At 67.1% G+C, this 19,870-nt stretch carries 16 protein-coding genes and 1 pseudogene; 4 read left to right on the forward strand and 13 right to left on the reverse strand.

Annotated features, from left to right (window positions below; all coding sequences use genetic code 11):
- Positions 1-76 precede the first annotated feature (76 nt).
- Positions 77-1,480 carry an FAD/NAD(P)-binding protein gene (locus HLH45_RS03590; RefSeq protein WP_008572530.1) on the reverse strand — a complete coding sequence of 468 codons (1,404 nt, stop codon included), beginning with the start codon at positions 1,478-1,480 and terminating at the stop codon, positions 77-79.
- 169 nt (positions 1,481-1,649) lie between these two features.
- On the opposite strand from HLH45_RS03590, the gene HLH45_RS03595 reads away from it, so the two are divergent.
- Positions 1,650-2,045 (forward strand): VOC family protein, encoded by a 396-nt coding sequence (locus HLH45_RS03595; protein WP_033478657.1) that lies wholly within the window; start codon positions 1,650-1,652, stop codon positions 2,043-2,045.
- A gap of 10 nt (positions 2,046-2,055) precedes the next feature.
- Here the strand turns inward: HLH45_RS03595 and cls are convergent, their stop codons facing one another.
- A complete protein-coding gene (gene cls, locus HLH45_RS03600; protein WP_008572527.1) occupies positions 2,056-3,474 on the reverse strand; it encodes a cardiolipin synthase in 1,419 nt (472 codons plus the stop codon).
- A gap of 16 nt (positions 3,475-3,490) precedes the next feature.
- Positions 3,491-4,795 (reverse strand): LysR family transcriptional regulator, encoded by a 1,305-nt coding sequence (locus tag HLH45_RS03605; RefSeq protein ID WP_008572525.1) that lies wholly within the window; start codon positions 4,793-4,795, stop codon positions 3,491-3,493.
- 101 nt (positions 4,796-4,896) lie between these two features.
- Between HLH45_RS03605 and HLH45_RS03610 the strand changes: the two genes are divergently transcribed.
- The 3 genes from HLH45_RS03610 to HLH45_RS03620 all read left to right on the forward strand — a co-directional run bounded on the left by HLH45_RS03610 (position 4,897) and on the right by HLH45_RS03620 (position 7,867).
- The gene (locus HLH45_RS03610) at positions 4,897-5,568 is read left to right on the forward strand and encodes a 4-carboxy-4-hydroxy-2-oxoadipate aldolase/oxaloacetate decarboxylase (protein WP_008572523.1); all 672 of its coding nucleotides are present in this window, start codon (positions 4,897-4,899) and stop codon (positions 5,566-5,568) included.
- On the forward strand, positions 5,561-6,616 hold the full coding sequence (locus HLH45_RS03615; protein WP_008572521.1) for a 4-oxalomesaconate tautomerase: 1,056 nt from the start codon (positions 5,561-5,563) through the stop codon (positions 6,614-6,616). Before HLH45_RS03610 ends, HLH45_RS03615 begins: the two co-directional genes overlap by 8 nt.
- Positions 6,617-6,844: 228 nt before the next feature.
- The gene (locus HLH45_RS03620; protein WP_008572519.1) at positions 6,845-7,867 is read left to right on the forward strand and encodes an amidohydrolase family protein; all 1,023 of its coding nucleotides are present in this window, start codon (positions 6,845-6,847) and stop codon (positions 7,865-7,867) included.
- A gap of 323 nt (positions 7,868-8,190) precedes the next feature.
- Here HLH45_RS03620 and rpmG read toward each other — a convergent pair whose 3' ends face one another.
- The 10 genes and pseudogenes from rpmG to rsmG form a co-directional block, all read right to left on the reverse strand.
- Complete coding sequence (gene rpmG / locus HLH45_RS03625; protein ID WP_002809462.1) at positions 8,191-8,358, reverse strand: 50S ribosomal protein L33; 168 nt, start codon at positions 8,356-8,358, stop codon at positions 8,191-8,193.
- 13 nt (positions 8,359-8,371) lie between these two features.
- A complete protein-coding gene (gene rpmB, locus HLH45_RS03630) occupies positions 8,372-8,608 on the reverse strand; it encodes a 50S ribosomal protein L28 (RefSeq protein ID WP_002809459.1) in 237 nt (78 codons plus the stop codon).
- Positions 8,609-8,867: 259 nt separating this feature from the next.
- Positions 8,868-9,515: a cation diffusion facilitator family transporter gene (locus tag HLH45_RS03635; RefSeq protein WP_008572494.1), complete on the reverse strand. Its 648-nt coding sequence runs from the start codon at positions 9,513-9,515 to the stop codon at positions 8,868-8,870.
- Positions 9,512-12,724: an efflux RND transporter permease subunit gene (locus HLH45_RS03640; protein WP_074053310.1), complete on the reverse strand. Its 3,213-nt coding sequence runs from the start codon at positions 12,722-12,724 to the stop codon at positions 9,512-9,514. Before HLH45_RS03640 ends, HLH45_RS03635 begins: the two co-directional genes overlap by 4 nt.
- A gap of 573 nt (positions 12,725-13,297) precedes the next feature.
- Positions 13,298-14,569: an efflux RND transporter periplasmic adaptor subunit gene (locus tag HLH45_RS03645; RefSeq protein ID WP_008577207.1), complete on the reverse strand. Its 1,272-nt coding sequence runs from the start codon at positions 14,567-14,569 to the stop codon at positions 13,298-13,300.
- Between the two features lie 182 nt (positions 14,570-14,751).
- Complete coding sequence (locus HLH45_RS03650; RefSeq protein WP_008577210.1) at positions 14,752-16,023, reverse strand: TolC family protein; 1,272 nt, start codon at positions 16,021-16,023, stop codon at positions 14,752-14,754.
- A gap of 55 nt (positions 16,024-16,078) precedes the next feature.
- Positions 16,079-16,462, reverse strand: coding sequence for a DUF2946 family protein (locus HLH45_RS03655; protein WP_008577212.1), 384 nt, complete (start codon positions 16,460-16,462; stop codon positions 16,079-16,081).
- Positions 16,463-16,549: 87 nt separating this feature from the next.
- Positions 16,550-16,803 (reverse strand): annotated as a pseudogene (locus HLH45_RS22050) (hypothetical protein); the annotation flags it as partial.
- Positions 16,804-16,950: 147 nt separating this feature from the next.
- Positions 16,951-18,768 carry a DUF885 domain-containing protein gene (locus tag HLH45_RS03660; RefSeq protein ID WP_008575963.1) on the reverse strand — a complete coding sequence of 606 codons (1,818 nt, stop codon included), beginning with the start codon at positions 18,766-18,768 and terminating at the stop codon, positions 16,951-16,953.
- A gap of 309 nt (positions 18,769-19,077) precedes the next feature.
- Complete coding sequence (gene rsmG / locus HLH45_RS03665) at positions 19,078-19,716, reverse strand: 16S rRNA (guanine(527)-N(7))-methyltransferase RsmG (RefSeq protein ID WP_008575964.1); 639 nt, start codon at positions 19,714-19,716, stop codon at positions 19,078-19,080.
- Between the last annotated feature and the right edge of the window lie 154 nt (positions 19,717-19,870).

Here is a 19,870-nt window from a genome sequence, read left to right on the forward strand (position 1 = left end):
AACACGAGGCTTCGCTCGCACCCTCATCCGGCGCTTCGCGCCACCTTCTCCCAGCGGGAGAAGGGAACAACGCCCATCACCGCCCCAGCAGCACCAGCACATCCCGCGCAATCGCCGCAGCCTGCTCGCGCAACTCCGGCACCGCCAGGCTTTCCCACAGCGTGCCGATGCGCAGGCTGCCGATCACCCGCAGCTGCGGCTGCGTACGTCCATCGGCATCGATCAGGCTGCCATCGGCAGTGGTGTCCACGCCGATCCCATGCGGCCCGGCCACGGCAATGCCCTGCCCCAGCAGTTGCTGCAGCAGCCGGTTGCGCATCGCCTGCACGCGCATTTCCACCCCAGTGGCATTGACCAGCGTCTGCACATCCAGCTGCAAGGCATGTCCGGCGTTGGCGGCGCTGGCGGCCCCGGCGCTCACGCGCACGCAAGCACCCACCTCGAAGGCCACGTCCAGCCGTGCGCGATGCACCTGCAGCTGCCCGCTTGCCTGCATGGCCTGCAGCTGCGCATGCACCGTTGCGGCGATGCGATGCCGATGCACGTCCCAGTAGCGCACCACATGCCGCAGAAAACGACGCTGATCGGCAACCGACAGCGTCTGCCATAACGCCTGGCTCAACGGCCGGATGCGCTCCATCACGCTCTGCCATGGCAGGCCCTGCGCGGCGGCGGCACGCGCGTGCTGGCGCAGTGTGCGCATGCGTGCGCGCAGCGGCATGGTCAGCAGCGGCTGTGGATCGAACAGCGCCACGCCGCCGTGCGCCTGCGGTAACGGCAGCAAGCCATGCCGCGACACCACGTGCACGCTTGCCCGATGCGCCTGCGCTGCCAGCGTCATCACGGTATCGGCCATGCTCAAGCCCGAACCGACGATGCACACGGCCGCGTCCGGTGGCAGCGCTGCCACCGCCTCGGTCTCCCAGGCTTCGACACGCTGCGCGTGCGACAGCCCGGTGGCACCCCGCAGCGGCAGCGGTCGCAGCGCATTGCCCACTGCCAAGACCACCACGCTCACCTGCAGCACCTGTCCATCGTCCAGCTGCAACAGTGCGCCACCGGCATTGAGCTGCAGCGCCTGCACGCGTGCGGGGTGGACGCGCAGCGTCGCCGGGCTGTGCGCACGCGCCGCCTGCAGGCGGTCGCGCAAATACGGCGCGTAGTGCCGACGCCCCACGAACTGCTGCGGCAACTGCGCATCGTCCAGTTCGGGGCAACAAGCGTTCGCGCGCAGGTAATCGACAAAGTCGTGGGGCAGTTCCGGCAGCGCACTCATGCGCGCAGCCGGCACATTGTGCAGGTGTTCGCCGCGCGCGGTGGAATACGCCACGCCTTCGCCAAGCGCCGCATGCGGCTCGATCATGACGATCTGCAACGGCGCTGCGGCCTGGCGCAGCAGCTGCAGCGCCACCAGCACACCGGACGCGCCACCACCGACGATGGCGATGACGGCATCGCCGGGATCACGCAGTGTATTCATGTCGACATTGTAGGCGATGCATGCGCAATACCAGCAGGCCGTCGCCGGCAGTGATTGTCTTCACGGCATCACCAGCGCGGTGTGTGTCAACGCCTCCCACACGCACTGCATGCCAGGCGCTTACGATTGGTTGATCAGCATCGGCACGCGCCCTTGGGGAATCTGCAACATGTCCATCACCCTGGTCAGGCTCATCCTCTACGTCCACGATGTGGCGGCAATCAAGGCGTTCTACCAGACCCACTTCGCGCTCCCGCTCACCGAGGAAATTGCCGACGAGTGGGTGGTGCTCGCAGCTGGCGGCATCGAGCTGGCGCTGCACCGGGTGGGCCAAGCCTACCGGCAGCGGCCATCGACGCATGCGCTGGCTCCTGTCGCGGATGCGACACACGCGACCACCAAACTGGTGTTTGCGATGACCAGCGATCTGGTCGCGCATCGTACGCAACTGCAGCACGCAGGCGTGCATGTGGGCGAGCTCAAACGTTACCCCGGCTTTGCGTACCAGATGTACGACGGCCGCGACCCGGAGGGCAACGTCTTTCAGGTCATGCGCCTGGATTGACCCAGGCGCCCTACATCAACGCGTCGGCCAGCCGCGCAATGCCCTCGCGACTGCGGCGCCAGGCCGGGCGGCGACGCCACTGTTCCAACGTCAATTGCCGCGCGTTGGCCAGATAATCCTGCTCGATCTCACGCAACCGCTGCACCACCCCGGTGTCGTAGCAGAGCATGCCGATCTCGGCGTTGAGCGCGAACGAGCGGATGTCCAGATTGATCGAGCCCACCAGCGCGATGTCTTCATCCATGCTCAGGTGCTTGGCGTGCAGAAAGTGCGGGCGATACAGCGAAATCTTCACCCCGCAACGCAGCAGTTCTTCGAAATAGGCTTCCTGCGCCCACGCGGCCAGGCGTTGGTTGTTGTGCTCGGACAGGATCAGTTGCACGTCCACGCCCGAGACGGCGGCGATGCGCAATGCGCTCAGCAAGGCTTCGTCGGGCACGAAGTACGGCGTGACCAGCACCACCTTGCGCCGCGCTAGATGGATTACCGCATTGATCGCATCGCGCGCATTTTCGAACGGGTACGCCGGCCCGCTGGGCAGCAACTGCGTCGCGATATTGGCCTCGCACACCGGTGCATCGGGCCACACGTCCAGCCGCTCTCCGGTTTCGGTGAACCAGTCGCTGGCGAAGACCGCTTCCAGATGATTGACCACCGGCCCGCGCACGCGTGCCACCAATTCGCGATTGGGCACGCCATGGATGAAGCCGGCTTCGGCCAGGTTCTGCGAACCGACAAATGCCACCCGGTTGTCGAGCACCGCAATCTTGCGATGGTTGCGCAGATCCATGCGGCCGCTGCGACGCCAGCGCAGGCCGCCCGGCAGTACCGCCAGCACCTGCACGCCGCCGTCCTGCAGGCGCTTGCGGTAACGGCGCAGGCCGCGCTTGGCGCCCACCGCATCCAGCAGCACGCGGCAACGCACGCCGCGCGCGCTGGCGCGTTCCAGCGCCGCCACCACCGCCTCGCCCACCGCATCGTCGAACATCAGGTAGTACAGCAGGTGCACACGTTTGTCGGCCGCGTCGATCGCCGCGATCAGGGCCTGCAACGACTGCGCGTAGTCGTCGAGCAATTCCACCGCGTTGCCCAGGGTGGGCATGAAATCGCCCTCGCGTTCGATCAGCGGCACCACTTCGGCACTGCTGGTGTCTGCCTGCGGCATCCAGCGCAATGCATGCAAGGGCAGTTGTTGTTCGCGAATCACCTGCGAAGCGGTGGCTTGCCGCTCCACCCGCAGCCGCGACAACCACGGGTGGCCGAACAACAGGTACAGCGGCAGGCCGACCACTGGCACAAAGCCGATCAACAGCAGCCAGCTGCGCGCCGCACCCGGCGTGGTGCGGGCGGGAATCCATAGCAGCGCGGCCAGGCGGATCGCCCAGTCCAGCGCCAGCAGCCAGGTACCTGTGACCCAATCGGGCAGCATCAGTGGTCCGTTTTCATCAGGAATCCGATTCTGACTTGGCCGCGCGCAAACGCAACGGCGGTGCATAGACAGGGGGGCAATAACGAAACGGCCCGCCCTGCGCATCGGCCGGCTGCACGCGTTCGGCGCAGACCTGCCGCAACGTCTGCACGAAGGCCGACTGCATCCGGGTGGGATACCAGTCGCTGCGCGTGGTCATGCCGATCTGCCGGCGCAGCAGCGGCCCGGCGCTGCCGATTTCCTCGAGCAGGCCGGCGCGGCGCTCGAACAGGAACTGGTCGCGCGACATCAAGGTCAACCAGTCGCCTTCCAGCAGCAGGCCACGCACGGTCAATTCGGCGCCGCATTCGATACGCACCGGCGGCGGCTCCAGCTGGTGGTCGCCGAACAGCTGCTCCCAGCGCGCGCGCACCGGCGTGCCGGCGGCAGCGATCACCCAGGGGTAATCGCGCAGTTGCGCAAACGCGTAGCCCTGCCCGGCCAAGGGGTGGCCGCTACGCGCCACGATCACCGGTTCGTCGTCGAACAACGGCTCCTGCAGCACATCGCGCACCGGCAACGGGTCGCGCAGCGCACCGATCAACAGATCCAGGCCGCCCTCGCGCAGACGCGCCAGCAATTGCTCGTACGGGCCCTCGACCACCTGGACGCCGGCCCCCGGATGCGCGCGCGCAAACCGCGCCAGCACCTGCGGCAACAGGATGGCGCGCGCCAGCGGCATCACCCCCAGGGTGAGGCGCCCGGCGTGCTGGGAACGCAACGCGGCCACCTCGTCCAGCCCGGCGCGCAACTCGGCCAGCGCCAGCCGCACCTGCCGCAGCAGCCGCAGCGCCACCGGCGTGGGCTGCATGGTCTTGCCGCGGCGTACCGTCAGCGGCACTTCGATCACATCGGCCAGCGCTTGCACCGCGCGATAGATCGCCGGCTGCGAAACGCCGGCGCGCACCGCCGCCAACGCGTAACTGCCTGCCACATCCACCGCCACCAAGGCCTGCAGCTGGCCCAGCGACACCCGCCGCTCCAGGCCCGGGCGCGCCGGCAGGCGCAGCGCACGCCGCGCGACCCCGATCCCCCGAGCCAGATGCGCCAGCACCCGCTCGATACGCGGCACCAGCAACCCGGCAGCCTCGGTGGCCGACATGCCCCCTGGGTGCCGGTCGAACAGGCGCACGCCCAGGTGCTGCTCCAATCGCGCCACCGCCTGGGTCAGCGCCGGCTGTGACAGATTCACCCGCGGCGCCGCCGCGCTGATGCTTCCGGCCTGGTGCACCACCACCAGCGCGTACAGGTGACGCAGATTCGGTTCCGGGATCGGCTGCATGCTCTAACTATAAGCAAAACCAATATGCATACCTCAAATGAATCTTGAGCCAGCTGGCTTCGGCCAGCCAGACTCGGCGCACTCTTAACGAGGATGGATGGATGAGCCAGGTCGTTACCCGGATCGAGCGGACGCCGTTGGCCATCGTCGACGCGCTGGCGCAGGCCGGCGTGGCCACCGCGCACGAAGCGCAGGGCCGCAGCGGCCTGCTGCACCATCGGCTACGTCCCATCTACGCCGGCTGCCGCATCGCCGGCACCGCGGTCACCGTGTCGATTCCGCCCGGCGACAACTGGATGATGCATGTGGCCATCGAGCAACTGCATGCAGGCGATGTACTGGTGGTCGCGCCCACCAGCGACTGTTGCGACGGCTACTTCGGCGACCTGCTGGCCACCTCGGCGCAGGCGCGCGGATGTCGCGGCCTGATCATCGACGCCGGCGTGCGCGATGTGCGCGATCTCACTGCCATGCAGTTCCCCGCCTGGAGCCGCGCCATCTGCGCGCAGGGCACCATCAAGGAGACGCTCGGCTCGGTCAACGTGCCGCTGGTGTGCGCCGGGCAACTGATCCGGCCCGGCGATGTGGTGGTGGCCGACGACGATGGGGTCTGCGTGGTGCCGCGTGCCACCGCTGCCGAGGTGCTGACCGAGGCACAGGCGCGCCAGGCACGCGAGCTGCGCAAGCGCGAACGCCTGGCAAACGGCGAACTGGGCCTGGACATCTATGCGATGCGCGAACGTCTGGCCGCCAAAGGCCTGCGTTATGTCTGAGCGCGTGCGCGCGATGTGGATGCGCGGCGGCACCTCCAAGGGTGGATTCTTTCTGGCCGACGATCTGCCCGCCGACACCGCCGCGCGCGACGCGTTTTTACTGCGCGCCTACGGCTCGCCGGATGCGCGCCAGATCGACGGCATGGGCGGCGCCGACCCGCTGACGTCCAAGGTCGCCGTGGTGTCGCGCTCGACGCGTGCCGATGCCGACGTGGACTATCTGTTCCTGCAGGTCGCGGTGGAACACGCGCAGGTCAGCGATGCGCAGAACTGCGGCAACCTGCTGGCCGGCGTTGCCCCGTTCGCGCTGGAACGCGGCTTGCTGCCCGCACGCAACGGCCAGACCCAGGTGCGCATCTTCATGCGCAACACCGGTACCCTGGCCACCGCCACCGTGCAGACGCCCGGTGGCACGGTGCGGTACGACGGCGATGCCCGCATCGACGGCGTCCCCGGCACGGCCGCGCCGATCGCGCTGGCATTCGCCGATATCGCCGGCTCTTCGTGCGGCGCGCTGCTGCCGAGCGGGCATGCGGTGGACACGCTCGACGGCCTGCAGGTCACGCTGATCGACAACGGCATGCCCTGCGTGGTGCTACGCGCCAGCGATGTCGGCATCAGCGGTTACGAAGACCGCGCCACGCTCGACGCCGATGCTGCGCTCAGGGCGCGCCTGGAAACGCTGCGTCTGCAGGCAGGCCCGTTGATGCATCTGGGCGATGTAGGCACTGCCACAGTGCCGAAAATGATGCTGGTCGCCGCGCCGCGCGCCGGTGGTGCCATCAGCGTGCGCTCGTTCATCCCGCACCGCTGCCATGCCTCCATAGGCGTGCTGGGTGCGGTGACCGTCGCTACCGCCTGCCTGCTGCCCGGCTCGCCCGCCTACGCGCTGGCGCAGGTGCCTGGCGGGCGCAGCCAGCGGCTTGACGTCGAACATCCCAGCGGTGCGAGCAGTTGCCTGATCGAGCTCGATGCGCAGGGCAGCGTGGTCGGTGCCGCGGTGGTCCGCACGGCGCGCAAATTGTTCGATGGTGAGCTGTATGGCTGAACGTGCCGTTGCATCGCCGAGCTGCCGCGGCCGCCATCGCAGCGGCACGTGTGCGTATGGACCGCCTGAGCAGGCCATTGACACGCAGCGCGTCGTGATCCGTGCCGATCTGCGCATTGGGACCGCCACATCCGTCGGGACCTGCAGCGTCCGTGCCCCCGGCCGCCCCACCTTGCGCGCAGGCAATCGCTGGCGCACCGCTTCCGCTGCAACGCACCCACCATCGCCATGATCATCGACTGCCACGGCCACTACACCACCGCGCCTGCCGCGCACGATGCGTTCCGCAAGGCGCAGATCGCGCATTACAACGATGCGCAAGCGCCTGTGCCGGTGTATCCGCACATCAGCGACGATGCGCTGCGCGAAAGTGTGGAGATGCACCAACTGCGCCTGCTGCGCGAGCGTGGTGCCGACATGACGATCTTTTCGCCACGCGCCAGCACCATGGCGCATCACATCGGCGACGAAGCCGTGAGCCAGGCGTGGACGCGCCACTGCAACGACCTGATCGCCCGCGTGGTACAGCTGTATCCGCAGACCTTTATCGGCGTATGCCAGCTGCCGCAATCACCGGGCGTGCCGATCGCGCACGCGATCGCCGAACTGGAACGCTGCGTCAACGAGCTGGGTTTCGTCGGCTGCAACCTCAATCCCGACCCATCGGGCGGGCACTGGAACGGTGTGCCGCTGACCGACCGCGCCTGGTATCCGTTCTTCGAAAAAATGGTCGAACTCGACGTCCCGGCGATGGTGCATGTCTCCGGCAGTTGCAATGCCAATTTCCATGCCACCGGCGCGCATTACCTCAATGCCGACACCACGGCCTTCATGCAGTTTCTCGAAGGCGATTTGTTCACCGATTTTCCGCAGCTGCGCTTCATCATTCCGCACGGCGGCGGTGCGGTGCCGTATCACTGGGGCCGTTTCCGCGGCCTGGCCGACATGCTGGGCAAGCCTGCGCTGTCCACGCATGTGATGGGCAATGTGTTCTTCGACACCTGCGTGTATCACCAACCCGGCATCGACCTGTTGTTCAAGGTGATCGACATCGACAACATCCTTTTTGGCTCGGAAATGGTCGGCGCAGTGCGCGGCATCGATCCGCAGACCGGCCACTATTTCGACGACACCAAACGCTACATCGATGCGCTGGCGATTTCCGATGCCGACAAGCACAAGGTGTTCGAGGGCAATGCGCGGCGGGTGTATCCACGGCTGGACGCACAATTGCGTGCGCGTGGGCTGTAGCCGTGTCCCCTTCTCCCGTCGGGACATTGTCCTCCTTTATGGGGGAGAAGGTGCCCGTAGGGCGGATGAGGGTACGGGCGAAGCCTCGTGCAGTCAGAATAATTGCGAGGCTTCGCCCCGTACCCTCACCCCAACCCCTCTCCCGAGGGGAGAGGGGCTTTATCACGCACCTTTGTTTCTCTTGGGCTTGGCTGGCAACCCGATAGTGGAAATCACACTGCCATCGGCACCTGCACGCATCAACACCATTCCCCAACCCCACAAACGCAAACACCCGCCTTGCGGCGGGTGTTTGCTTGAAAGCGGATCCAGCGATCAGTCGATCACTTGATCTTGCCTTCCTTGTACATCACGTGCTTACGCACGACCGGGTCGTACTTCATCATTTCCATCTTCCCCGGCGTGTTTTTCTTGTTCTTGTCCGTGGTGTAGAAGTGGCCGGTAGCGGCCGAGGAAATCATACGAATCTTGTCACGCTTGCCTTTTGCCATGACTGCTTACTCCTCAGACCTTTTCGCCGCGCGCACGCAGCTCTTTCAGAACGGCATCGATGCCGTTCTTGTCGATGGTGCGCAATGCATGCGCGGAAACACGGAGCTTCACCCAGCGGTTTTCGCTGGCAACCCAGAAGCGACGCTCGTGCAGGTTGGGCAGGAAGCGACGACGGGTTCTGTTGTTTGCGTGGGAGACGTTGTTACCCGTCTGCACACGCTTGCCGGACACTTGGCATACGCGGGACATTACGCACCTCGATAAATGAATTGCCACCCATAGCCTGGGGAGCGGCGGCCCCGACAGCGCAGGGCTGTCACGCAACGTTGGGAATCAAGAACTTACGCTGGAACAGGCCGGCAACCCCATTGCGCTGGGTACCGCCATCCGGAGCGATCCGGGCACAGCGAGCCGCGCATTATGCACGGCTTTCCTATGTGCCGCAAGCACTTACGCTACCTGCCCGGACGCGGTCGGCGGTGCACCCGGCAACGGTGCCAACGCGCGATCACCCGCCTCCGGCTTGCGCTGGCGCAGCGACCCGGCGCAGTTCCGCCCAGGCACCACGCGCCACCTGCCAGGCCGAGCGCAGAAACAAGAGCAACAAGACCCCTGCGATCAGCAGGTCCGGCCAACCACTGCCGAACGCCCACACCGCTGCGCTGGCCGCCAGCACCGCCACGCCCTCGTAGACATCGTTGCGCGAGCAGGCCCAGGCCGATGCCAGGTTGATGTCGCCGCTACGGTAGGGCCACAACAGGCGCAGGCAGACCAGATTGGCGGCGAAGTTCAGCCCCGCCACCACCCCCATGCTCTGGAACAGCGGCAGCTGTGGGTGGGCCAGTTTCCAGCCGATCTCGGCTGCCACCGCCAGCGCCGCCAGCAGGATCATGCCGGCCTTGAGCAGGGCCACCCGCGCCTTGGCGGTCAGGCTGGCGCCAACCACAGCCAGGCTGAGTGCATAGGTGAGTGCATCGCCCAGATTGTCCAGGCTGCCGGACAGCAGCGAGGCCGCGCCGCTGTGCAGCGCGCCGGCCAACATCAGCGCAAAGCTGCCGATATTGATCGTCAGCACCCACCACAGGACGCGCCGTTGGCGCGCCTGCATGGCGGCCACATCCAGGGTCTTGCCGCAGCCGCAGCAGGCATCGCTCATGGCGTGCCCCCGTGCGGCTGCGTGGGAAGCGATGCGACGCGTGGCGCCCGCTCCCGATGCAGCCAGCGATACAGCACCGGCAATACCAGCAGGGTGAGCAGGGTGGAGGAGACGATGCCGCCGATCACCACCGTGGCCAGCGGGCGCTGCACTTCGGCACCGGCACCGACGTTGAAGGCCATCGGCACAAAGCCCAGCGCGGCCACCAACGCGGTCATCAGCACCGGTCGCAGCCGCGCCAGCGCGCCTTCGCGCAATGCCTGCTCCAGCGGCATGCCGTCAGCGCGCAGGCTGCGCACGAAGGCGATCATCACCAGACCGTTGAGCACCGCCACCCCGGACAACGCGATAAAGCCCACACCGGCGGAAATCGACAAGGCCAGCCCGCGCAGCGCCAACGCCACCACGCCGCCGGTCAGCGCCAGCGGCACGCCGCTGAACACCACCACCGCATCGCGCAACGAACCGAACGACCAGTACAGCAGCGCGAAGATCAGCACCAAGGTGCCCGGCACCACCCAGGCCAGGCGCTGGCTGGCGGAGATCAACTGCTCGAAGGTGCCGCCGTAGCCGATCCAGTACCCGGTCGGCAGTTTGACCTGCGCCTTGACGCGCTGCTGCACCTCGGCCACGAAGCTCCCCAGATCGCGATCGCGCACGTTGGCCGTGATCACGATGCGGCGCTTGCCGTCTTCGCGGTTGATCTGGTTGGGCCCCAGCACGGTGTCGACCTTGGCGACCTCGCGCAGCGGCACGGTGGTCGGCTCGCCACTGCGCCAGCCTGCCGCGCGGCTGGACTCGTCTGCATCGGCACGTTCGCCATCGCCACGCAGCGGGATCGGCAGATCGGCCAGCGCCGTCGGGTCCTGGCGCAGGGCTTCGGGCAGGCGCACCACGATGTCGAAGCGCCGGTCGCCTTCGAACAATTGCCCGGCCTCCTGCCCGCCTACGGCCGCCGCCACGGTGTCCTGCACCACGCCGGGATTGAGCCCGTAGCCGGCCAACGCGGCGCGATCGGGTACCACCGCCAGCATCGGCAAACCGGTGGCCTGTTCCAGGCTCACATCGGCCGCACCGGGCACCGCGCCGGCGATTTCCTGCACGCGCTGCCCGAGCTGGACCAACGTGTCCAGATCGTCGCCATAGACCTTGATCGCCACATCCGCACGCACACCGGAGATCAGCTCGTTCATGCGCATCTGGATCGGCTGGGTGAACTCGTAATTGTTGCCGGGCAGCTGCTTCACCGCCTCCTCGATCTCGGCCAGCAGCTGCGCCTTGGGCTTGCGCGGATCCGGCCACTGCGCACGCGGATGCATGATCAGGAAGGTATCGGCGACCGATGGCGGCATCGGGTCGGTGGCCACTTCGGCGGTGCCGAGTTTGCCGAACACATGCGCCACCTCCGGAAACTGCTTGATGCGTTTTTCCAGCGTGGATTGCATGGTGATGGCCTGCTCCAGGCTGGTGCCGGGAATGCGCAGGGCATGCAGCGCAATATCGCCTTCGTCCAGGTTGGGAATGAACTCGCTGCCCAGGCGCGTAGCCAGCACCGCGCACAGCGCCACCGTTGCAAACGCTGCAATGCCGACCCACCGGCCGTGGCGCAGCGCACGTTCGAGCAATGGCGCGTAGACGCCGCGCGCCCAGCGCATTGCGCGGTTGTCGTGCTCGGCCACCTTGCCGCCGAGCAGCAACGCGATCGCTGCCGGCACGAAGGTCAGCGACAGCAGCATCGCGCCGGTCAGCGCCAGCACCACGGTGATCGCCATCGGGTGGAACATCTTGCCTTCGATGCCGGTGAGCGCGAACACCGGCAGATACACCGCGGTGATGATGCCCAGGCCGAACAGACTGGGGCGGATCACCTCGGCAGTGGCTTCGGCAGTGAGCGCGAAGCGCTCATCGCGTTCGAGCACGCGCCCCAGCCGGCGTTGCGCTTCGCCGAAGCGGCGCAGGCAGTTCTCTACGATGATCACCGCACCATCGACGATCAGGCCGAAATCCAGCGCACCCAGGCTCATCAAATTGCCGGACACGCCACCACGCACCATGCCGGTGAGCGTGAACAGCATCGCCAGCGGAATCACTGCGGCCGTGATCAGCGCTGCGCGCACGTTGCCCAGCAACAGGAACAACACCACGATCACCAGCAATGCGCCTTCGATCAGGTTCTTGGCGACGGTGACGATGGTGCGGTCCACCAGTGCGGTGCGGTCGTACACCGGCACTGCCTGCACGCCGGCCGGCAGGCTGGCGTTGGCCACTTTCAAGCGCTCGGCAGCGGCCTGCGACACGGTGCGGCTATTGGCGCCGACCAGCATGAACACCGTGCCGAGCACCACCTCGGTGCCGTCCTGGGTGGCCGCACCGGTGCGCAACTCACGCCCCTCGCCCACCTGCGCCACATCGCGCACGCGGATCGGCACGCCGGCGCGCCGATCCAGCACGATCGCGCCGATCTGCGCGATGTCGTCCACCTGCCCCGGCACCCGCACCAGAAACTGCTGGCCGTTGCGTTCGATATAGCCGGCGCCGATGTTGCGGTTGTTGGACTCGACCGCCTGGGCAACGTCGTCCAGGGTAAATCCCAGCGCGACCAGGCGCGCCGGATCGGGCGTGATATGGATCTGCCGCGCATACCCGCCGATGGTGTTGACCTCGGTCACGCCCGGCACATTGCGCAGCTGCGGGCGCACCACCCAATCCTGCAAGGTGCGCAGATCGGTCGCCGTCCATGCACTGCCATCGGGCTTGCGCGCATGCGGCTTGGCCTCCACGGTATACATGAAGATCTCGCCCAGGCCAGTGGCAATCGGCCCTAGTTGCGGCTCCAGCTCGGCAGGCAATTGCGACTTGACCTGCTGCAGACGCTCGGCCACCTGTTGCCGCGCGAAATACAGATCGGTGCCGTCGGCAAAGACCGCCGTGACTTGCGACAAGCCATAGCGCGACAGCGAGCGGGTGGATTCCAGACCCGGCAAGCCCGCCAGCACTGTCTCCAACGGAAACGTCACCCGCTGCTCGGATTCCAGCGGCGAATAGCCCGGCGCTGCGGTATTGACCTGCACCTGCACGTTGGTGATGTCCGGTGTTGCATCGATCGGCAAGCGCGAAAAACTCCACGCCCCGATCGCAATCAGCACACCGGTCAACGCCAGCATCAACCACCGCTGCGCGATCGCAAAGCGAATGATGTTGGTCAGCATGACACGCTCCTCCGTGCAGACATGGCACCGCAAGCCGCCGAGCGTCGCACTGGTCGTACCACCGACAGACAGCGCCGTTGCCACACAGGAACGCGCCGCACCACATCAAACAGACACTCACCCACGCGCCAGCACTGTCGTGGTGTTAGTTCTCGTTGTTGCTGTTGCTGTTGTTGCTGCTGTTGCTGTTGTTGTTGTTTGCTTTCGGGGCCCCATACCGCAGCGGCAAGGCCGGCAGATACAACCCGCAGGGCGGCGCGCATGGATGCGCGACGTTTTTGTAAGGGACAGGGACGTCCCTTACAAAAATTTCTGCCGGCCTTGCGAACCCGCAGCGCCGCAGGCGCGGAGGGCGCGAGGACGGGGTGTGCTTTCTTTTGGTTACTTTTCTTTGCACAAGCAAAGAAAAGTGACTCGCGCCCGAAGGGGCGCGAAAGCCTTTGCCCTAGCCCGAAGGGCCGCGAAAGCCCCCGCCCTAGCCCAAGAGGGCGCGAAGGCCTTGGACGTGGCACATCCCCCTGCACCCAACAAACGCCCCCACTCGACAACGCACTGCCACACAAACCAACGCGATCAATGATCATGCGAAGCCCCCGACTTTTCGATATCGGCCTTCACCAGATAACTCTGCTCCACCACCACCGCATCGCCTACCGCCAAGCCCGATAACACTTGCACCTGCTGCGCATCGCGCGCCCCCAGCTTCACCGGCCGCACTTCGTAGACATCGCCCACCCGTACAAACACCACGTCCCAGTCGCGGAACCGCTGCAACGCCCCCACCGGCACCACCATCGCTGCCGGTTGCTGCGCCACCGTGACCCGCGCCTTCACCGCAGAGCCAGGCCGCCATAAACCATCGCTATTGCGCAGCACCGCGCGCGCCACCGTGCTCTGGCTCGCCGTCGCCGTGCCGGGCAATACACGCTCCAGGTTCGTTTGCGCCACGACGCCATCGCTGATGCGCGTGACCGTCACCGGTACGCCGGCGGTGATATGCCCGGCGTCGGCGCCGAAGATGTGCAGATCCACCCACAAGGTGGACAGGTCGGCGATCTCGAACAAGGCCTGGCCTTCGCTGGCATTGCTGCCCAGGCTGGCATTACGCGCCAGCACGGTGCCGCTGATCGGTGCGCTCACCGAATAGGTGGTCAGGCTCAGATTGCTCTCCACCGTGGCCAGCACCTGACCGGCGCGTACCTGGTCGCCCACGTTGACGCGCAGGCTGCGTACCGGGCCGGGAAAACGCGCGGTCGCCTGTGCTTGCGCGCCTTCTGCCGGCGTCAGTAGCCCCTGCACTTCGTGCTGGTCGGCAATGCTGCCGGCGCCCACCGGCGCAACACGAATGCCGGCGTCCTGCGCGACTTTCGCCGCGATGGTGGTGCGGCCTTCATAGCTGGGATAGGCCCAGCGATGGGTCTTGCCCTGCACGGTGGCGCGCACCTCCACATCGAACGAATGCGGCTCGCCGACCGTGCTGTCGGCCAGCAGACTGCCGTCGTCGCGCGGCCGCAAGCGATGCACTTCATTGATACCGCCGAGCCGGGTCAGATGCACCTCCACCTTGCCGGCGGTGGCCGGCAATGGTTTGCCATCGCGGTACAGCCAGGCCTGGTACGTAGGCGGCGTGCCGTCTTCGGCGATGGCCAGCTCCACGCTGTCGCCGTCCTGGCTGAGCAACCGCCCGCCGTGCGTGCCGGTCTGGGCTTCATCAGCGTGCGCATCGGCGCCCGCCTCGCCTTCGGCGGCGTGCCCTGTGTGGTCTTCGTGCGCTGCGTCGCTGTTGCGGCTGCAGCCGCTGAGCACCAGCGCCAGCAGCAGCGGCGCAATCATGAAACGTGTCATCGAAGGTGGTCCTGGTTGGCGCCGACGCACTGCGTCGGGCGAACGAATGGAAGTGGGTTGCGAAGAAGGTGCGCCTGGGGTGGGCAGCGTTTGGCGAGCGCTGGGTGCCGACATCGCTGCAGATGCGGCGATTCCGACAACGCCCTCACGCGCGGCATCAAAACGCAGTACCGAAACAGCAGTCATGGCGTCACCTGCGCGGCAGGCTCGCGCACGAACGGCTGCCCGGTCAGGCGCTGGATTTCGATCAGCGCGGTCTGTGCTTCCAGTGCGGCGGCCAGTTGCTGCTGGCGTGCATCGCTGCGTTGCGCCTGCAGCTGCGCCCAGTCCAGATAACTGGTGGCGCCGGCGCGATAGGCGCGCTCGGCGGCGGCATCGGCGCGTGCGAGCGCCGGCAGTACATCCTCGCGCATGCGCGTCACTTCCAGCTGTGTCGCGCGGTAGCGGCCATGCGCATCGGCCAGCGTGGCGTAGAGCACCAACGCCTGCGATTGACGTTCGATGTCCAGCAACGCCAGTTCCGCTTCGGCGGCGCGAATCTCCGGCTGCGCGCGTGTAGCGCTACCCAACGCCAGCGAGACGCTGCCGAGCAACGCAGTGGCCTCGTTGCCTTCGAGCCGACGTACGCCCACCTGCCAGTCGAGATCCGGGCGCGCCTGGCTGCGTGCCAAGTGCACCCGTGCTTCGCGCACGCGTTGCTCGCCGTTCAAGCGTGCCAGTTCCGGCGTGGCGTCGAGCAGTTGCGCCAATACCTCGAACTCGGGAATCGCCGGCAGTTGCAACGGGTCGCCGGTGATGGCGCCGAAGTCCGGCGTGCGATCGCCCCACAACACCGCCAGCTGGCGGCGTGCGGCTAGCAGCTCCTGCTGCGCGCGATCGCGCTCCAGTTCTGCGCGCGCCTGCAGGGCTTGGGCGGTCAGCAGCACCGATTCGGGCGATGCGCCGGCCTGCAGCCGTTGGCGCGCAGCACTGACGGTGCGCTGGCGCTGGGCCAGCGCTTCGAGTGCCGCCGCGTGCCGCTGCGCGGCCATGCCGATGGCCAGGTAACGCCGTGCCACCTCGGCCAAGACGTCCAGCCGGGCCAGGGCGCGTTGCGGTGCCAGCGCATCGATGCGGGCCTGTGCCAGGGTGCGGCGGGCGTCGAGCTTGCCGCCGCGTTCCAGCACGCCGGCCAGGGTGACGGTGAGTTCGGCCTGGTCCAGCGCGCGGGTGGGGCCGGTGCCGAACACGTTTTCCAGTTCGGCACCGATCCGCAACGGCGGACGCAGTGCGTCGCGCTCGGCTTCGGCGCTGAGGACCGCGCGTTGGCCATCGGCCAGGCGCAGATCGGGGTGCTGGCGGGCGACGCGTGCAATGGCGTCGTCCAGGGTCAGCACGGGTTTGGGCGGCAGGTCCTGCGCCTTGGCGCACGGCACCACCGCGAAGACGGCAAGCGCCGTCAGTCGCAACCACATGAGGGTGTCTCCGGAATCGGGATCGATGGACAGGCCGGCAGCTGCCGGCGATGCATCAGGCCGCGATCGGAGGACGCAATCCGGTCTCGCTCAGATGCGAGCGGTAGGCGGTGGTCAGCACGGGCGGCTGCCCGTGCGTGCGCGCAGGCAACGGGCCCCAGGCCAACGCCGGCAGCATGGCCGGGCTGTGCCCGTGGCAGTAGCCGCTGTGCATCAAGGCATGCAGCAAACCGGCACCGTCGCGTTCGCCGGCATCGCCTTCGTCGGCACCGTCATGGCCATGCGGTGCGGTGTCGTCCAGATGCGCCTGATCGTGCGCCAGCGCATGCACATCGCCCAGTGCGCAGGCGACCGGTGCAACCAGCACGCCCATGACCAGCACCAGCAACGCCATCAGGCGGAGCAACGGGTCCGACAGGCGGGCGCGAGGAAGCAGCATGGGCGCAGCGTATAGGGGCCGGGGTGGTTACACAATTGCACGGGGTGTTGCGTTGTTTGATGCTCGGTGGCTTTCAAAGCTCGGTGGTTCGAGCGCGCGATGCCCTCGCCGCTCGCGGGACACACCGTCAACCCGTCCATGGGGGCTCGATGGCGGCATCCATGCCGCCAACGGTCCCGCAAGCGGCGAGGACACCGCACCAGACAGTTGGCTGGTGATTCTTACTGAAGAGCGAGAGCCGCGTCCGGTGGTCTGCTGGTTGCTTGTTGAAAACGCTGCACACCGACCAACGCGACTGGTCCTTGCCCGCCTACCGTCGTGGGACCCTGGCGGCATGGAATGCCGCCACGGAGCCTACATGGACGTACTTGCGACGTGTCCCGCGATGGTGGGCGGGCAAGGGTCCTGCAGCAAACGCGAAGACCTTGAGGGCGCGATGCCCTCACCGCACTAGAAGGTTGGCCGGCGGTCGGCAATGCGACCCAGCATCACGGCGCCGCGCGACCGGCCGATTTGGCGTCTATCGGGCGTGCCTTGCTCTCGGCGATAAAGGCGCGCACCTGCTGCTCCAGCACCGGCAAGGTGACCGAGCCCTGGCGCAGCACCACATCGTGGAAGGCCTTGATGTCGAAGCGGTCACCCAGCGCCTTTTCTGCCTCGGCGCGCAGCTTGACGATGGTGATCTCGCCCAGCTTGTAGCTCAGCGCCTGGCCTGGCCAGGAGATGTAGCGGTCTACTTCGGTGGTGACTTCGTGCTCGCTGAGCGCGGTGCGGTCGCGCAGATAGGCCAGTGCCTGCGCGCGGCTCCAGCCGTCGTGATGCACGCCGGTGTCGATCACCAATCGGCAGGCGCGCCACATCTCGTAGGTAAGCCGGCCGAATTCTTCGTACGGGGTTTCGTAGATGCCCATCTCCTGGCCGAGCTTTTCGGTGTACAGCGCCCAGCCCTCGCCGTAAGCAGAGATGTAGTTCTCGCGCCGGAACGCCGGTTGCTCGCCCTGCTCCAGCGCCAGCGACCCCTGCAGCGAATGACCCGGCGAGGACTCGTGCAACGTCAGCGCCGGCAGGTTGTACAGCGGCCGCGATGGCAGGTTGTAGGTGTTGACCCAATAGGTGGTGGCGCCGCCGCGGCCGGCGGTCCAGAACGGGGCGATATCGTCGGGCACCGGCTTGATGGTGAAGCGCCCGCGCGGCAGCGTGCCGATGAACTTGCCCACCTGCCCGTCCACGCGCTTGGAAATCCATGCGGCGCGATCGAGCAACTCCTGCGGGGTCTTGGCGTAGAACTGCGGGTCGGTGCGCAGGAAGGCCAGGAACTGCGCGAAGCTGCCCTTGAAACCCACCTGCTGGATGATGGCGTTCATCTGGGTCTGGATGCGCGCCACTTCGTCCAGGCCGATCTGGTGGATCTGCTCGGGCGTCAGTTCCAGCGTGGTGTATTCGCGGATCTGCTGACGGTAGAACGCCTTGCCGTCGGGCAGTGCTTCGGCCGCCAGCGTGGTGCGCGCCCTGGGCATGTAGTCGTTGCGGAAGAACGTCAGCAGCTTGCTGTAGGCCGGAAGGACGGCGGTGCGCAACGCGGCCTTGGCCTGTTCGCGCAGTTGCGCCTGCTCGGCCGCCGGGATCTGCGCAGGCAGCTGCTTGAACGGCGCGTAGAAAGTGGATTCGGTGGGATCTTTGACATCGGCCACGGTGGCGATGGAGACATCGCGCCCGTCCAGCACCGCACGCGGCACGCTGAATCCGCGTGCCAGGCCGGCGCGCATGTTGACCGTCTGCTGGTCGAAATAGCGCGGTACATCGTTCAGGCGCGCGATGTAGGCGCGGTACTCGGCCGCGGTCTTCATCGGCCGCTGCGCCATGAAGCCCAGATTCGACCAGAACGAGCTATCCGAATTGAACGGCATTTCGTACAGGCGCAGGCGCACTTCGGCGGCCAGGTTTTCCACCTGCGGGCGGTAGATGGCGAAGTTGATCTGGTTGGCCGGCGAGAGCTGCTTCGGGTCGATGCCGTCGAGCTGCTTGAGTACGCCGTCCCATACCGCCAGACGCGCCTGCTGCGCGGCCGCGCTGACATCGGGCAGATGCGTGTTGTCGCCGGTGGTGTCGCTGTCTTCGTCGGCCTGGCCGGTCTCGGCCTGGCGCCAGGCCCACTCTTTCTCGTAGATCGCGCGAAAGCGTGCATCGGCCGGTGCCTCGGCGGTGAGCGTGGCCGGGGCCGGTGGCGTGGCGGCCTGCGCCGAGGGGGCGGCGAAGCCTGCGCCCAGCAGGGCGAGCGAGAGTGCGGCGGCGAGCGGAGAGGTCACGTGCGGAAAGCCTGATCTGGAGCGAACGCCCGATCATGGCAGCACCCGGGCGTGCTGCCATGGGCCGGAAGTCCCAACACGGGCTGGTGCAGGGGCATGGCTGGAGTGTCGGTGCTGCCCTGTTATTGACGGGCGTGTCAGGGGGACTGCCCCCATCCGCCCTTCGGGCACCTTCCCCCGCAGGCGGGGGAAGGGACTTTTAGGTTTGTCAGGGAAGGACGAGACGCTCTTGGTGAGTGCGGTATCGCCCCCGCCTGTGGGAGAGGGTCGGGGTGAGGGCCGCTTGAGACCGGCCGACGCGGCTTCGGCTCAGCCCTTGCGCACCACCACCAGGTGCCGCTCGCCCTCCAGGCCGGGGACCTGCAGCGGGTGCACCTCGCCAACGGTCCAGCCGGCCGGCAATGCGGCGATTTCCTCGTGCGGGTACACACCCTTCATCGCCAACAGGCTGCCGCCCGGGCGCAACAGGTGGCCGCCGACGGCGATGATGCCGGCCAGCGTGTCCAGCGCGCGCGCGGTGAGGTGGTCGTAGGCGGCCGGCTCGTCCAGCGCTTCGGCACGGGATTCGGCCACTCGGGCGTTGCCCAACTCCAGATGGCGCAAGGCCTCGCGCATGAAGCGCGCCTTCTTGCCATTGCTTTCCACCAGCGTCACCTGCAGCTGCGGGCGGGTGATCGCCAGCGGGATGCCGGGCAGGCCGGGGCCGGTGCCCAGGTCGGCCAGGGTACCGCTGGCGATGTAGGGCTGCATGGCCAGCGAATCGAGCAGATGGCGGGTGACCATCTCGCGCGGGTCGCGCACGGCGGTCAGGTTGTAGGTCTTGTTCCAGCGCACCAGCAGGGCCAGGTAGCGCAGCAGCGGTGCGGCGAAGGCCGCATCCAGGGATTGGGCCTGCAGGCCGCGTTCGAGCGCGGCAGAGACATCGGGGGCGAGTGCGGCATCGTTCATGGCGCGATTATCGCAGCTGGGCTGGCGGGCATGCGCGCACCGATCTTTGCATCGCGGCTGGGAATGGCGTGGTTGCCTCGGCAGGCCGTTGCCCTGCCGCGTGCTGCCCGGCCGCGCCGTGGCTGGCTGTGCTGAACCACCGGCAGTGACGCTG

Source organism: Xanthomonas euvesicatoria, assembly GCF_013112235.1.
Lineage (GTDB): Bacteria > Pseudomonadota > Gammaproteobacteria > Xanthomonadales > Xanthomonadaceae > Xanthomonas > Xanthomonas euvesicatoria.

Coding starts and splice junctions, on each gene's coding strand:
- HLH45_RS03590 (WP_008572530.1), bottom strand. CDS start 1,480: ATGAATACACTGCGTGATCCCGGCGATGCCGTCATCGCCATCGTCGGT.
- HLH45_RS03595 (WP_033478657.1), top strand. CDS start 1,650: ATGTCCATCACCCTGGTCAGGCTCATCCTCTACGTCCACGATGTGGCG.
- cls (WP_008572527.1), bottom strand. CDS start 3,474: ATGCTGCCCGATTGGGTCACAGGTACCTGGCTGCTGGCGCTGGACTGG.
- HLH45_RS03605 (WP_008572525.1), bottom strand. CDS start 4,795: ATGCAGCCGATCCCGGAACCGAATCTGCGTCACCTGTACGCGCTGGTG.
- HLH45_RS03610 (WP_008572523.1), top strand. CDS start 4,897: ATGAGCCAGGTCGTTACCCGGATCGAGCGGACGCCGTTGGCCATCGTC.
- HLH45_RS03615 (WP_008572521.1), top strand. CDS start 5,561: ATGTCTGAGCGCGTGCGCGCGATGTGGATGCGCGGCGGCACCTCCAAG.
- HLH45_RS03620 (WP_008572519.1), top strand. CDS start 6,845: ATGATCATCGACTGCCACGGCCACTACACCACCGCGCCTGCCGCGCAC.
- rpmG (WP_002809462.1), bottom strand. CDS start 8,358: ATGGCAAAAGGCAAGCGTGACAAGATTCGTATGATTTCCTCGGCCGCT.
- rpmB (WP_002809459.1), bottom strand. CDS start 8,608: ATGTCCCGCGTATGCCAAGTGTCCGGCAAGCGTGTGCAGACGGGTAAC.
- HLH45_RS03635 (WP_008572494.1), bottom strand. CDS start 9,515: ATGAGCGATGCCTGCTGCGGCTGCGGCAAGACCCTGGATGTGGCCGCC.
- HLH45_RS03640 (WP_074053310.1), bottom strand. CDS start 12,724: ATGCTGACCAACATCATTCGCTTTGCGATCGCGCAGCGGTGGTTGATG.
- HLH45_RS03645 (WP_008577207.1), bottom strand. CDS start 14,569: ATGACACGTTTCATGATTGCGCCGCTGCTGCTGGCGCTGGTGCTCAGC.
- HLH45_RS03650 (WP_008577210.1), bottom strand. CDS start 16,023: ATGTGGTTGCGACTGACGGCGCTTGCCGTCTTCGCGGTGGTGCCGTGC.
- HLH45_RS03655 (WP_008577212.1), bottom strand. CDS start 16,462: ATGCTGCTTCCTCGCGCCCGCCTGTCGGACCCGTTGCTCCGCCTGATG.
- rsmG (WP_008575964.1), bottom strand. CDS start 19,716: ATGAACGATGCCGCACTCGCCCCCGATGTCTCTGCCGCGCTCGAACGC.